Annotated in this window: 10 protein-coding genes; all 10 read right to left on the minus strand. The window is 72.3% G+C overall.

The genetic code is table 11. From position 1 onward, the window contains the following. Positions 1–349 (minus strand): purine nucleoside phosphorylase YfiH/LACC1 family protein (locus ABD308_RS15605; RefSeq protein WP_425554776.1); only part of this gene is annotated, 349 nt, incomplete at its 3' end. Continuing rightward, positions 346–1,587, minus strand: coding sequence for a cell division protein FtsZ (gene ftsZ / locus ABD308_RS15610; protein ID WP_344333952.1), 1,242 nt, complete (start codon positions 1,585–1,587; stop codon positions 346–348). The genes ftsZ and ABD308_RS15605, both read right to left, overlap by 4 nt. 363 nt (positions 1,588–1,950) lie before the next feature. Beyond that, positions 1,951–2,727 (minus strand): cell division protein FtsQ/DivIB, encoded by a 777-nt coding sequence (locus ABD308_RS15615; RefSeq protein WP_344333954.1) that lies wholly within the window; start codon positions 2,725–2,727, stop codon positions 1,951–1,953. Then, positions 2,720–3,826, minus strand: coding sequence for an undecaprenyldiphospho-muramoylpentapeptide beta-N-acetylglucosaminyltransferase (murG, locus tag ABD308_RS15620; RefSeq protein ID WP_344333956.1), 1,107 nt, complete (start codon positions 3,824–3,826; stop codon positions 2,720–2,722). The genes ABD308_RS15615 and murG overlap by 8 nt, the downstream gene beginning before the upstream one ends. 6 nt (positions 3,827–3,832) lie before the next feature. Then, positions 3,833–5,227 (minus strand): putative lipid II flippase FtsW, encoded by a 1,395-nt coding sequence (ftsW, locus tag ABD308_RS15625; protein WP_344333958.1) that lies wholly within the window; start codon positions 5,225–5,227, stop codon positions 3,833–3,835. Positions 5,228–5,268: 41 nt separating this feature from the next. Next, positions 5,269–6,723, minus strand: coding sequence for a UDP-N-acetylmuramoyl-L-alanine--D-glutamate ligase (gene murD / locus ABD308_RS15630; protein ID WP_344333959.1), 1,455 nt, complete (start codon positions 6,721–6,723; stop codon positions 5,269–5,271). After that, positions 6,720–7,781, minus strand: coding sequence for a phospho-N-acetylmuramoyl-pentapeptide-transferase (gene mraY / locus ABD308_RS15635; RefSeq protein ID WP_344333961.1), 1,062 nt, complete (start codon positions 7,779–7,781; stop codon positions 6,720–6,722). The genes murD and mraY overlap by 4 nt, the downstream gene beginning before the upstream one ends. Further along, positions 7,781–9,181, minus strand: a complete 1,401-nt coding sequence (locus tag ABD308_RS15640) for a UDP-N-acetylmuramoyl-tripeptide--D-alanyl-D-alanine ligase (protein ID WP_344333963.1) — start codon at positions 9,179–9,181, stop codon at positions 7,781–7,783. The genes mraY and ABD308_RS15640 overlap by 1 nt, the downstream gene beginning before the upstream one ends. Next, on the minus strand, positions 9,178–10,830 hold the full coding sequence (locus ABD308_RS15645; RefSeq protein ID WP_344333965.1) for a UDP-N-acetylmuramoyl-L-alanyl-D-glutamate--2,6-diaminopimelate ligase: 1,653 nt from the start codon (positions 10,828–10,830) through the stop codon (positions 9,178–9,180). The genes ABD308_RS15640 and ABD308_RS15645 overlap by 4 nt, the downstream gene beginning before the upstream one ends. 6 nt (positions 10,831–10,836) lie before the next feature. After that, the coding region (locus ABD308_RS15650; protein ID WP_344333967.1) for a peptidoglycan D,D-transpeptidase FtsI family protein at positions 10,837–12,776 on the minus strand (1,940 nt) is incomplete at its 5' end.

A 12,776-nucleotide genomic window follows, 5' to 3' on the forward strand; every position in this document is an offset into this window, starting at 1 on the left:
CCACGCCCGCGACCGGGTCGGCCAGCAGCACCGGCGTGCAGTCGGCGGTGAGCACCGCCAGCGCCAGCGGCCGGTCGGTGACCACCGCGTCCACGGTCGGAGCCTGCCCGGCCGGCTGCCGCCCGGTCACCACGGCCACGTCGGCGCCGTGCACCTGGTTCATCCAGACCACGTCGGCCGGGTCGAGGCCGAGCGCGCGGGCCGCGATCGCCCGGTTCTCCCGGACGGCCGCCGGGTCGTCCCCCACCGCGCCGCCGAGGTTCAGCTCCCCGTACGACGAAGTGCTCACCCCGCCCCACCGGGTGGTGAAGGCGAAGTGAGCACCGTCGCGGACCGCGTGGTCGATCACTTAAGGAAATCCGGGACGTCGAGTTCCTCGGCCGGGCTCTCCACGAACGGCTGGCGGACCGGCTGCACCTGCGGCGGCACCGGGGCGGCGGTCGCGGTCGCCGGGGCCTCGGCCGGGCGGGCGGGGGCGGCGCCCTCGCCCTCCGGACGGGAGGTCACCGAGCCGATGCCGCCGTACGAGGGGCGGCCGGCCGGACGCTCGGGCGTGCCACCGCCACTGGACGAGGCGGTCGAGCCGCTCGCCGGGGTCGCGCTCGCCTTGACCACCGGCTCGCGCACGATGGCCGGCGGCTGCCCGCCGTCGAAGCCGGCCGCGATGACGGTGACCCGGACCTCGTCGCCGAGCGCGTCGTCGATGACGGCGCCGAAGATGATGTTGGCCTCGGGGTGGGCCGCCTCGCTGACCAGCTGGGCGGACTCGTTGATCTCGAACAGGCCGAGGTCGGAGCCGCCGGAGATGGAGAGCAGCACGCCGCGGGCGCCGTCGATCGAGGCCTCCAGCAGCGGCGAGGAGATCGCCATCACGGCGGCCGCCTTGGCGCGGTCCTCGCCACGGGCCGAACCGATGCCCATGAGCGCCGAACCGGCGTCCGACATGACGGACTTGACGTCGGCGAAGTCGAGGTTGATCAGACCGGGGGTGGTGATCAGGTCGGTGATGCCCTGGACACCGGAGAGCAGCACCTGGTCGGCCGAGCGGAACGCGTCCAGGACGCTGACCTGACGGTCCGAGATGGACAGCAGCCGGTCGTTGGGGATCACGATGAGGGTGTCGACCTCTTCGCGCAGCGAGGCGATGCCGTCCTCGGCCTGGTTGGCGCGCCGCCGGCCCTCGAAGGTGAACGGGCGGGTGACCACGCCGATGGTGAGCGCGCCCAGCGAGCGGGCGATGTTGGCGACGACCGGCGCGCCGCCCGTGCCGGTGCCGCCGCCCTCACCGGCGGTGACGAAGACCATGTCGGCCCCCTTGAGGACCTCCTCGATCTCCTCGCGGTGGTCCTCGGCGGCCTTCCGGCCGACCTCGGGGTTGGCGCCGGCGCCGAGGCCCCGGGTGAGTTCACGGCCCACATCGAGCTTGACGTCGGCGTCGCTCATGAGGAGGGCCTGCGCATCGGTGTTGATCGCGATGAACTCGACGCCCTTGAGACCGACCTCGATCATCCGGTTGATGGCGTTGACACCACCGCCGCCGATACCGACGACCTTGATGACTGCGAGGTAGTTCTGCGGTGCTGCCACGTCGAAGGCCTCTCGCCTCGAATTTCCGGGTCGGCCCGATGCCCTGTGGGGCCGAACCGACGGATGTCGATGGGTAGGGAGCCCGGTTTCTGACGCAATGTCCGAAATGCCGACCGCCGACCCCAACCCTAAACTTGACCTTTAGGGTTAGTGCTGTGCCTCTGTCACATCACCAGGAAACACAGTCTGGTGACACAGGACACTAGGTGGCTCCGGCCACGTGTTTCAACGAACACGCCGAGCTTCCCTTTTTCTTTTGAGCCTATGTGATCATCGACCGGCGAATGAAACCGGGGTGACCACCAAGGGTCGGGCCGACGCGAAACCGCGTCAACCCCCTCCTGCAGCAGAAAACCTACCGGATCATCCGGACACCGAAGGCGACTCAGGGGCACTCACATCGAAGTTCGTACCCTTCTGATTCAGTAGCGCCACCAGCACCCGGGCTTTTCGATCGGTCTGCTCGGGACTCCCCCAACGCACCGTCGCGCCCCCGGCGAGCTGGAGCCGGATGTCGTCGTACGAGTGCACGATCACGGCCCCGGCCCGCTGCCGGACGTCCTCCGGCAGGCCGGCGGCCACCGCCACCGCGCCCCGCACCAGCTGCCCGTGGTCGATCACCGACTGGGCGTCCAGGGCCTGCTGGCTGAGCTTCAGCTCCACCACCGGAACGCCCTCCAGGGCGGCCGGCTCGGTGGCGAAGCTCACGCCGCCCGCGTCGACCTGGGTGAACAGCCCGTCCTCGCCCTTGACGACGGCGACCGCCGTGCGCTGGGTGACCTTCACCCGCAGGGTGTTCGGCCAGCCCCGCCAGACCTCCGCCTTCGCCACCCGGGGTATCGCCTCCACCCGCCGGCGGGCCTCGTCGAGGTCCACCCGGGCCAGCGGGCCGGAGCCGGCCCCGCCGATCGCCGAGCGGACCTCGTCGGCCGTCAGCCGGTCGTCCCGCATGCCCTGCACCGAGACCGAACGGACCTCCAGCACCGAGGAGAAGAAAACCAGCCAGGACAGCGCCCCGAGGAGCACCGCCGACAGGCCGCCCAGCACCAGCACCCCCCGCCGGGAGAGCCGGAGCCGAGGAGCGTACTCCTCGGCCTCGAACTCCTCGTCGAGGGGATCGGCGAGCCGGGCGTCAGCCACGACGGCGGCCACCCCGGGCGGCTTCGATGGCCTCGTAGACCATGCCGACCAGCAGGTCGTCGGCGTCCCGGCGGCCGAACTCGGCGGCGGCCCGGCTCATGTCCCACAGCCGCTGCGGGTCGGTGAGCACCGGCAGCACGTTCCGCAGCACCCAGTCCGGGTTCAGCTCGGCGTCGTCGACCAGCAGGCCGCCGCCGGCCTTGACCATCGGCTGGGCGTTCAGCCGCTGCTCGCCGTTGCCGATCGGCAGCGGCACGAACGCGGCGGGCAGGCCGACCGCGGCCAGCTCGGCCACCGTCATGGCGCCGGCCCGGCAGAGCATCATGTCGGCCGCCGCGTAGGCGAGGTCCATCCGGTCCAGGTACGGCACCGGGCGGTACGGCGGCATCCCGGGGATCTCGTCGACCTGCGGCAGCTCGTTCTTGGGGCCGACCGCGTGCAGGATCTGCACCCCGTACTGCTGGAGCCGGGGGGCGATCGCGGTGATCGTCTCGTTCAGCCGGCGGGCGCCCTGCGAGCCGCCGGAGACCAGCAGGGTGGGCAGCCGCTGGTCGAGGCCGAAGTAGTGCCGGGCCTCCGGGCGGGCCGCGTTGCGGTCCAGCGTCGCGATGGTCCGGCGCAGCGGGATGCCGATGTACCGGGAGTCGCGCAGCTTGCTGTCCGGCGTGGAGACCGCGACGAAGTCGCTGTACCGGGCGCCGATCTTGTTGGCCAGGCCGGGCCGGGCGTTGGCCTCGTGCACCACGATCGGCACACCGGCCCGCTTGGCGGCCAGGTAGGCGGGCATCGCGACGTAGCCGCCGAAGCCGACCACGGCGTCCGCCTTGACCCGCTCGATGATCTCCTGGGCGGCCCGGACGGTGCCGCGCAGCCGGCCCGGGACGGTGATCAGCTCGGGGGTGGGCTTGCGGGGCAGCGGAACGGCCGGGATCAGTTCGAGCTGGTAGCCGCGCTCGGGCACCAGCCGGGTCTCCAGGCCGCGCTCGGTGCCGAGGGCGGTGATCCCGATGGACGGGTCATGCCTGCGGAGGGCGTCCGCGAGGGCCATGGCCGGCTCGATGTGACCGGCGGTCCCCCCGCCGGCGAGTACGACATGCACCGAAATTCACCGCTCCCTGCGTGCCGGCCCGCTGGCCGGGCGCGCTGTGGTTCGTCGTCGTGGCAGCACCCGGGCCAGCTGTCTCCTGATCCGGGAGTTCTTGCTCCGGGCGGCCAGGGCCGCCTTCGCGCCCGAGCTGCTGCGTGCCAGGCAGAGCAGCACCCCGATCGCGGACATGGCCGACAGCATGGCGGAACCGCCGTAGGAGAACAGCGGGAGCGGGACGCCCGCGATGGGCAGCAGTCCCAGCGCCGACCCCAGGTTGATCACGGCCTGCGCCATGATCCAGGTGGTGGCGGCTCCCGCGGCGTACCTGACGAAGGGATCCTTCGTGCCGATGGCCACACGGATACCCGCGTAGCCTAGTGCCGCGAAGAGACCGATCACCGACAGCGTCCCCACCAGACCCAGTTCCTCGCCGGTGGTGGCGAAGATGAAGTCGGTGTGCGCCTCCGGGAGCTGGCCCCACTTCTCCACGCCGGCGCCGAGTCCGGAGCCGAACAGACCGCCGAGGCCGAACGAGTAGACGCCGTGCAGGGCCTGGAAGCAGTCGCCGGCCGGGTCGAGCTTGGTCACGCCGATGCAGGAGAGCCGCTCGGCACGGTGCGGGACGGTGACCACCAGGGCGGTGCAGACCACGACGGCCACGCCGAGGGTCGCCACGAACAGCCGCAGCGGCGCTCCGACCATCCAGAGCAGGCCGAAGAGCATCGCCACCAGGATCATCGTGGTGCCCATGTCGCCGCCGAGCATGATCAGCGCGAGCAGCAGCAGGGTGCCCGGCACCAGTGGGACCAGCAGGTGCTTCCACTGGTCGAGGGTGCCGGTCTTCTGCTTGCGGGCGAGCAGGTCGGCGCCCCAGAGCACCAGGGCGAGCTTGGCGAACTCGGACGGCTGGAACTGGAACACGCCGAAATCCAGCCAGTTCCGGTTGCCGTTGACCTCCATGCCGATGCCCGGGATCGCGACCAGCACCATGGCGCCGATCACCACGAGCATCATCGGGTAGACGATCACCCGCAGCACCGCCACCGGCACCAGCGCGAAGCCGAGCAGCAGGGCGAAGCCGAGCACCACCGCGAGCAGCTGCTTGTAGAAGTAGAACTGGGTCGAACGGTGCTGGCCCAGCGCGAGGATCTGCGAGGCCGAGAAGACCATCATCAGCCCGAGCACGACCAGCAGCAGCGCCGTGCCGGCGATCAGCAGGTAGGGCGTGAGCGGCCGGTCCAGGGCGTACCGCACGCGGGCCCGGAAGGCCTGCAGACGGGCCACCGGACCGGCCGACTTGTAGGCGGTGGTGGTGGCCGAGATCACCCGCAGGGACCCGGCCGGGCGCCCCTTCTCCGGCGCGCTCGAACCGCCCGCCCTGCCGCCCTGCCCCACCACAGCTCCCCTTCTCATTCCTCGTGGCCTCCGGCCGGAGGCCACGAGGCACGGGTTGCCTACCGGTTCCCGTCCGCCAGCTCCCGGACGGCCGCGGCGAAGAGGTCGCCGCGTTCGCCGTAGTTGGTGAACATGTCCATCGAGGCACAGGCGGGGGCCAGCAGCACCGTGTCACCCGTTCGGGCGAGTGACGCGGCCGCGCGGACCACCTCCGTCATCGCCACCGCGCCAGTCTGGCCCTCGGCCGCCTCGATCACCGGGACATCCGGCGCGTGTCGCGCCAGCGCCTCGGCGATCAGCGCGCGGTCCTCGCCGATCAGCACGACGCCGCGCAGCCGCTCGGCGGCGCCCTGGACCAGGTCGTCGAAGGTCGCGCCCTTGGCCAGTCCGCCGGCGATCCAGACGATCGGCCGGTAGGCGGCCAGCGAGGCCGCGGCGGCGTGGGTGTTGGTCGCCTTGGAGTCGTCGACGTACGTGACGCCGTCGACCACCGCGACCTCGGCGATCCGGTGCGCGTCCGGCCGGAAGGCCCGCAGGCCCTCCCGGACGGCCTTCGGCTCCACGCCGTAGGCGCGGGCCAGCGCGGCGGCCGCGAGGGCGTTGGTGATGTTGTGGGGCGCAGCAGGGCTGACGTCCTCGACCGAGCCCAGTTCAGCCGCGTTCTTGGCCCGGTCGGCCACGAACGCGCGGTCCACCAGCAGGCCGTCGACCACGCCGAGGTTGGACGGGCCGGGTGCGCCGAGGCCGAAACCGATCGCCCGGCAGCCCTCCTCGACGTCGGCCTCGCGGACCAGCGCCTCGGTGGCCGGGTCGGCCAGGTTGTACACGCAGGCGACGGCGTTGCCCTCGTAGATCCGGCCCTTGTCGGCGGCGTACGCCTCCATCGAGCCGTGCCAGTCGAGGTGGTCGGGCGCCAGGTTGAGCACGGCGGCCGAGTGCGGGCGCAGCGAGGGCGCCCAGTGCAGCTGGTAGCTGGAGAGCTCGACGGCGAGCACGTCGTAGGGCTCCTCGGCGAGCACCGCGTCCAGCACCGAGACCCCGACGTTGCCGACGGCGGCGGTGCGCCGGCCGGCGGCGGTGAGGATCGAGGCGAGCATCTGGACGGTGGTGGTCTTGCCGTTGGTGCCGGTGACGGCCAGCCAGGGGGCGGGCTCGCCGGTGGCGGGCAGCGGCCGGCGCAGGCGCCAGGCCAGCTCGACGTCGCCCCAGACCTCGACGCCGGCTGCCGCGGCGGCGGCGAACAGCGGGCTGCTCGGCGGCCAGCCGGGCGAGGTGACGACCAGGCGGGTGCCCTCGGGCAGGGTGGCGCCGTCGCCGAGGCGGACGGTGACGCCCTGCGCCTCCAGCTCGGCCGCCCGGGCCTTCAGGCCTTCGCCGGAGCCGCCGTCCACGACCGTGACGCGCGCGCCGAGGCCGTGCAGGACGCGGGCGGCGCTGATGCCGGAGACGCCGAGCCCGGCGACGGCGACCGGGAGTCCGGCCCAGTCCGGGTTCACCGGTTCGGTGGCGGTCATCCGGTCACCCATCCCGCGTAGAAGAGGCCGAGGCCGACGGCCACGCAGAGGCCCTGGATGATCCAGAACCGGACCACGACCAGGACCTCGCTCCAGCCCTTGAGTTCGAAGTGGTGCTGCAGGGGGGCCATCTTGAAGACGCGCTTGCCGGTCATCCGGAACGAGCCGACCTGGATGATCACCGAGAGGGTGATGATCACGAAGAGGCCGCCCAGCAGGACGAGCAGGATCTCGGTGCGCGAGCAGATCGCCAGACCGGCCAGCGCGCCGCCGAGGGCCAGCGAGCCGGTGTCGCCCATGAAGATCTTGGCGGGCGAGGTGTTCCACCACAGGAAGCCGAAGCAGGAGCCCATCAGAGCCGCCGCGACCACCGCGAGGTCCAGCGGGTCGCGGACGTCGTAGCAGTTGGAGGTGGCCGACGCCACGTAGGCGCAGCTCTGGCCGTACTCCCAGACGCCGATGAAGGTGTAGGCGCCGAAGGCCATCACCGAGGCGCCGGTGGCCAGGCCGTCCAGACCGTCCGTCAGGTTGACGCCGTTGGAGGTGGCGGCGATCAGGAAGTACGCGAAGATGACGAACAGCACCGGGCCGACCGCCCACTCGAAGTCCCGGACGAAGGACAGGTGCTCCGAGGCCGGCGTGCGGCCGGCGTTGTCGGGGAACTGCAGGGCCAGCACGGCGAAGGCGAGTCCGACGATGGACTGGCCGGCCAGCTTGGCCTTGGCCCGCAGGCCCAGCGAGCGGCGCTTGACGACCTTGATGTAGTCGTCGAGGAAGCCGACCAGGCCCAGACCGGTGGTCAGGAACAGCACCAGCAGGCCGGAGGCGGTCGGGCTCTCGCCCGTTATCGCCTTGGTCGCGAAGTAGGCCACCAGCGTCGCCAGGATGAAGGCGATGCCGCCCATGGTGGGCGTGCCCTTCTTGCTGTGGTGCGCCTTGGGGCCGTCGTCGCGGATGTACTGGCCGTAGCCCTGCCTGGCGAGCAGCTTGATCAGCGCGGGGGTACCGGCCAGCGACAGGATCAGGCCGATCATGCCGGAGAAGAGGATCTGCTTCATTACTCGGCCGCACCGTCCGCGAGGAGGGCCTCGGCCACCTTCTCCAGCCCCACCGAACGGGAGGCCTTCACCAGCACCACATCCCCCGGCCGCAGCTGACTGCGCAGCAGCTCGACCGCCGCGTCCGCGTCGGACACCAGCACCGACTCCTCACCCCACGAACCTTCGTTCCTAGCGCCCAGTTCCATGCAGGCCGCCTCGCGTCCGCCGACCGCCACCAGCTTGGTGACGTCCAGCCGGACGGCGAGCCGCCCGATGGCGTCGTGCTCGGCCAGGCTGTCCTCGCCGAGCTCCCGCATCTCGCCGAGCACCGCCCAGGTGCGGCGGCGCTCCGGGCCGCGCCCCCCGATCGAGATGAGCGCCCGCAGCGCGGCCCGCATCGAGTCGGGGTTCGCGTTGTAGGCGTCGTTGACGACGGTGACACCATCGGCCCGGTCGACGACCTCCATGCGCCAGCGGGACAGCGCACCCGCCTGGCTCAGTGCTTCGGCGGTGTCGTCGACGGTCATCCCGAGCTCCATCGCCACCGCGGCGGCGGCGAGGGCGTTCGAGACGTGGTGCTCACCGTACAGGCGCAGCTGCACGGGTGCGGAACCGGCCGGGGTGCTCAGCGTGAAGGATGGACGTCCGGTGGCGTCCAGGCGAATGTCCAGTGCCCGGACGTCGGCGTCCGCGGACTCGCCGAAGTACACCACCCGGGCCTTGGTGCGCGAGGCCATCGCGCGCACCAGGCGGTCGTCCGCGTTGAGGATCGCCGTGCCGTCGGCGGTCAGCGCCTCGACGAGTTCGCCCTTGGCCTCGGCGATCGCCTCCTGGGAGCCGAACTCGCCGACGTGCGCGGTGCCGACGTTGAGCACCAGGCCGATCCGGGGCGGGGTGATCGAGGTGAGGTACTCGATGTCGCCCTTGTGCCGGGCGCCCATCTCCATCACCAGGTGGCGGGTGGTCTCCTCGACCCGCAGCGCGGTCGTCGGGTGGCCGATCTCGTTGTTGAGCGAGCCCGGCGGGTAGACGGTGTCGCCCAGGCGCTGGAGCAGCTGGGCGATGAGGTCCTTGGCGCTGGTCTTGCCGACCGAGCCGGTCAGCGCGACCACGGCGGCGTCGGAGCGGCCCACGACGGTGCGGGCGAGCCTGCCGAGGGCGTCCACCACGCTGTCGACCAGTACGGCGGGCCCGCCGACCGGGCGGGAGGCCAGCACCGCGACGGCGCCGGCCTCGATCGCGGTGGCCGCGTAGTCGTGGCCGTCCACGTGCTCGCCGACGAAGGCCGCGAACAGGCCGCCGGGGCGGACCTTGCGGGAGTCGACCTCGACCGGGGCGGTCACCAGGGCGTCGGGGTCGGCGTCGGCCAGGGTTCCCCCGACTGCGGCGGCCACCTCGGCGAGGGTCAGTGCGATCACGGCTGCTCTACTCCTCCGATGCCCCGGGCGGCCGTGGTCCGCGCGATGGATTCGCGCAGCACCTCCCGGTCGTCGAAGGGGCGGATCTCGTCTCGTACGTACTGGCCGAGCTCGTGGCCCTTGCCGGCCACCAGCACGGTGTCGCCGGCCTGGGCACGGGCGACCGCCAGTTCGATCGCCTCCGCGCGGTCGGGCACGACCAGGACGGCGCCGCGCTCGGCCTCGGGCACCGCGGCGGCGCCGTTCAGCATGGTGGCGAGGATCGCCAGCGGGTCCTCGCTGCGCGGGTTGTCGCTGGTCAGCACGGCGGTGTCGGCCAGCCGGGCGGCGATGCCGCCCATCGGGGCGCGCTTGTGCGGGTCGCGGTCGCCGCCGCAGCCGACCACCACGTGCAGCCGGCCCTTGGTGACCTCGCGCAGCGAGCCGAGGACGGCCCGCAGGGCGTCCGGCTTGTGCGCGTAGTCGACCACCGCGACGTACGGCTGACCGGCGTCGACCCGCTCCAGCCGGCCGGGCACGCCGGGGACGGCGGCGACGCCGGCCACGGCCCGCTCCAGCGGGAGCCCGGCGGTGGCGAGCACCACGATCGCGGCCAGCGCGTTGGCGACGTTGAACGGGCCGGGCAGCGGGACGGAGGCGTCCGCCTCGGCGCCGTCGGGGCCGAGCACCCGGAAGGTCGAGCCGACCGGGCCGAGCTGGACGTCCACCGCGCGCCAGTCCGCCTCCGGGGCGCCGGTGGCGGAGAAGGTGGCGACCGGGATCTTCGCCTCGGCGGCGAGCCGGCGGCCGTAGGCGTCGTCCAGGTTGACCACGCCGGAGCGGGACTTGCCGGGCTGGAAGAGCCGGGCCTTCGCCTGGAAGTAGTCCTCCATGTCCGGGTGGAAGTCGAGGTGCTCGGGGGTGAGGTTGTTGAACAGCGCGACGTCGAAGGCCACGCCGTCGGTGCGGCCGTAGACCAGGGCGTGGCTGGAGACCTCCATGGTCACCGCGTCCGCGCCGCGCTCGCCCATCACGGCGAGGATGGCGTGCAGGTCGGTGGCCTCGGGGGTGGTCCGCTCGCTCTTGATCCGCTCGTCGCCGACCCGCATCTCGACGGTGCCGATCACACCGGGGTGGCGGCCGGCGCCCCGCAGGCCGCCCTCGACCAGGTAGGAGGTGGTGGTCTTGCCGTTGGTGCCGGTGAGTCCGATCATCAGCAGCCGCTCGGACGGCCGGTCGTAGACGGCGGCCGCGAGCTCGCCCATCCGGGCCCGGGGCCGGTCGACGACCAGCAGCGGCAGGCCTGCGCCGGCCGCCAGCTCGGCGCCGGCCGGGTCGGTGAGCACCGCGACCGCGCCGGCCGCGGCGGCCTGCCCGGCGAAGGACGCGCCGTGGTGGTTGGCGCCCGGGAACGCCACGTACAGGTCGCCGGGGCGGACCTCGCGGGCGTTGTGGGTGACGCCGGTGACCTCGGGCCCCTCGACGGGGTCGACGCCCAGCAGGCGGGCGACCTCGGCGAGCGGCCGGGCGCCGGTCACGGCGGGGCGGGGCGGGCTCACGGTGATTTGATCGGGTTTCGGCACGGCGCAGAGGCTATCCGCCGAAGGGCTTCCAGAGCCAAACCGGCCCTTTTCCGCACCGGCGGCCGCACCCGCCAGGTCGTTGCTCATGGTCGATCACGGCTTCCACTCGACGGGCAGGTTGGGCGCCTCGCTGCCGCTCGGCGGGACCTGGAGGGTCTTGAGGGTGAACTCCATCACCTGCTTGAACACCGGACCGCACAGCTGGCCGCCGAAGTGGCCGTTGACCGGGTCCTGGATCACGCAGGAGACGGTGACCCGGGGCTGGTCGGCCGGGGCGAAGCCGATGAAGGAAGCGGTGTAGCCGCGGTAGCCGCCGACCTCAGGGTCCACCCGGTTGGCGGTTCCGGTCTTGCCCGCCACCCGGTAGCCCGGGATCGCGGCCTTGCCGCCGGTGCCCTGCTCGTCGGAGACGACCGACTCCAGCATCTCGGTGAGGGTCTTGGCGGTCTGCTCGCTGACCACCCGGGACTGCTCGGAGGCCGGGGCCGCGCTGTACTTGCCGTCCGGCGCGGTGGTGCCCTGGACCACGCTGGGCGTCACCCGGACGCCGCCGTTGGCGATGGTCGAGAACACCGAGGTCGCCTGCAGCGCGTTGACCGACAGGCCCTGGCCGAACGGGATGGTGTACTGCTTGGACGCCTTCCAGTCCTCCGGCTTGTCCAGCAGGCCCGCGGTCTCGCCGGGGAAGCCGAGGCCGGTCTGCTGGCCGATGCCGAACCTCCGCAGGTAGTCGTGGAGTACCTGGTTGGCCTCGGGCTGGGTGGCGCCGAGGGTCTGGGCGGCCTCGATGGTGCCGATGTTGGAGGACTTGGCGAGCACGCCGGCCAGCGTGAGGTACCAGGTGTCGTGCTCGACGTCGTCCTTGAACGCCACGTCGCCGCGGACCAGCGGGTACGGCACGGTGACCTTGGTGTCCCAGGTGGCCTTGCCGGTGTCCAGGACGGCCGCCATCGTCATCAGCTTGGCGGTGGAGCCGGGCTCGAAGGCGTCCTGCAGGGCGGGGTTGCCGAGCTGCGAGTTCTTGGCCGTGCTCAGGTCGTTCGGGTTGAAGCCGGGCGAGGTGGCCATCGCCAGCACCTGGCCGTTCCGGACGTCCTGGACGATCACGTAGCCCTTCTCCGCCCCGGCGTTGGAGACCTGGTCGGTGATGGCCCGCTGGGCGGCCCACTGGATGTCCCGGTTGATGGACAGCCGCAGGTCGGTGCCGGGCACGGCGGGCTCCAGCGAGCCGCCCGCGGTGGGCACCAGCCGGCCGCCGGCCTGGGCGTAGCTGCTGTGGCCGTCCTTGCCGGCCAGCAGCTTCTGGTACTGCTGCTCCAGCCCGCCGGCGCCCTCGCCCTCGGCGTTGACGAAGCCGACCAGGTTGGCGGCCAGCCCGTCGGACGGGTAGACCCGCTTCTGGGTGTCCCGGTTGAAGACACCGGCCAGCGGGTTGACGCACTCGTTGTCCAGCCGGGTGCGGCCGCCCTCCTCGGCGGGCTTGTTCAGCAGCCGCTTCTGGGCCTGGCAGGCGCGCGAGCCGGCCTGCTTCTCCAGGCCGGACTTGAGGTCGCTGATCTGGTTCTTGACGTCCGGGGTCTGCTGGGCGGCCAGCCGCTTGTAGCGGGTCTTGGGGGTGTGCAGGTCGGCGGCGATCTTCTCCTTGGGCACACCGAGGATCGGCGCCAGCAGGGCGGCGGCCTGCTCGGGTGCGTCGGGCAGGCCGGTCGCCTCGGGGGTGAACATCGCCGGGTCGGCGGTGATGTCGTAGGCGTCGACGGTGGCGGCCAGGGCGACGCCGTCGGAGGACGTTATCGAGCCGCGTTCGGCGGTGATCGGGATGTTCAGGTAGCGGTTGGTGTTGGCGTCGGCGGCCAGCGCGTCGGAGTCCAGCAACTGGAGCTGGACCAGCCGCCCGGCGAAGATCGAGAACACCACCGAGAGCGCGATGGTGATCACCCGCAGCCGGCGGCGCGGATCGGCCAGCCGGATCCCCCGGGAGGCCGGCCGGCGGGCCGGCGGCGAAAGGGCATGGTCTGAAAATGCGCATAAGC

It is taken from the genome of Kitasatospora putterlickiae (assembly GCF_039527695.1).
Taxonomy (GTDB): Bacteria; Actinomycetota; Actinomycetes; order Streptomycetales; family Streptomycetaceae; genus Kitasatospora; species Kitasatospora putterlickiae.